At 28.6% G+C, this 979-nt stretch carries 2 protein-coding genes; both read right to left on the bottom strand.

What is annotated here, in order from left to right; translation table 11 throughout:
* On the bottom strand, window positions 1–554 hold a 554-nt coding region (locus LJE08_RS13600; protein WP_227403531.1), incomplete at its 3' end, for a M56 family metallopeptidase.
* Window positions 554–919, bottom strand: a complete 366-nt coding sequence (locus LJE08_RS13595) for a BlaI/MecI/CopY family transcriptional regulator (RefSeq protein WP_227403530.1) — start codon at window positions 917–919, stop codon at window positions 554–556. The genes LJE08_RS13595 and LJE08_RS13600, both read right to left, overlap by 1 nt.
* Window positions 920–979: the final 60 nt, after the last annotated feature.

Raw genomic sequence — 979 nt, 5'->3', positions numbered from 1 at the left:
TTTTTAATATGCCATGTTTCGTGAAGTAATACATTTTTTAAATTTTCTTGTGAAAGGTATACGTCTGGTATCAATATAGTTTTATTAAAGCCCATGACCATAGGGGAAGAAACATAGTTCGTTCTTAATACTACATAATTTTCTTCTTGATAGTTATCAATAAAATTGCTTATATGATAATGTTCTGAATGTTTTTCAATACGTTTGTACATGTCTTTGGTAATTTGAATTGCGCGAATCCATTTAATCAGGTTCCATATAATACCTAATACCCAAACTAATAATAAGAATTGATATACTTGCACATTTGCATAAATTTTATATTGCAACAGTACAATGATTGGATTCATGATTGTGGGTACTATAATGGTTTTAGTAAATTTGAATTCAAGTGGCACAAACATTCTTACTACGACAACAACGATTAGTACTGTTATAAAATCTGTCCGAAATAATTTATAACTTTTTTTATATGAAAGTAAAATGTCTAACAGAAGAATCAACAAAAAACTGATACACAAAGTAATGAAAAGAGATGATGCAGAAAATCGCATTATTTTAACTCTTTCTCTTTTTCTTGAATCAAATTCTTTAATTGTTCAATCATCTCTAAATCATCTGTGTGCTCAACAAAATAAGCTGAAATTTTTGCTCGTGTATCTTCGCCAATAAATGAATTCACATATTCTGCTTCGGATATAACTGGTCTATATAATCTTGTGATTGCCTTCTTGTTCTGTCCGATTCCTGCAACCTTGATATATTTTATCTCCAATAATTTTTGTAGCGTTTGCTGAATCGTATTGATACTCAAATCTTTGGAAGCTAATTTAATATCGTTTGCAGACATTGCAACATCATGCTTCCATAAGATATCCATGATCTCATTTTCTTTCTTAGTAAATTGAATGTATTTCATGTAAGTTCCTCCATTTAATTTCTTTATGTATATATCTTCTCTTAAATTATATGATTAAAT

Source organism: Holdemanella sp. DFI.5.55, assembly GCF_020593575.1.
GTDB classification, from domain to species: Bacteria; Bacillota_I; Bacilli_A; order Erysipelotrichales; family Erysipelotrichaceae; genus Holdemanella; species Holdemanella hominis.
This window is presented reverse-complemented; position numbering and strand designations above follow the sequence as displayed.